Here is a 235-nt window from a genome sequence, read left to right as displayed (position 1 = left end):
GACGGCTGGACGAAGGAAACAGGAATAACGGCGGCTGTTCCTCAAACCGTGAAAGAGGGGTATGAACGGGTTACTTACAAGGTAATTCCCTTTGATTCCGGCCTGACCGAGGAAGAAATGAAAACGCTTTTCGAAAGGGATGAAGACGGTTTTACCGGCCAGGTCCATCCGGATGAGCCTCAGGTCGAGTGCAATGAATATTATCTCTTTAAAACAAAAATCTTGAGTTATAGAC

The 235-nt window shown here is 46.4% G+C and carries 1 protein-coding gene; it reads left to right on the top strand.

What is annotated here, in order from left to right:
• A partial coding sequence (locus NUV48_15555) for a hypothetical protein (GenBank protein MCR4443547.1) occupies nt 1-235 on the top strand: 235 nt, incomplete at both ends.

This window comes from Peptococcaceae bacterium, assembly GCA_024655825.1.
Lineage (GTDB): Bacteria > Bacillota > Peptococcia > DRI-13 > PHAD01 > JANLFJ01.
Note: the sequence above shows the minus strand (reverse complement) of the source record. Positions and strands in the feature narration are given on the sequence as shown.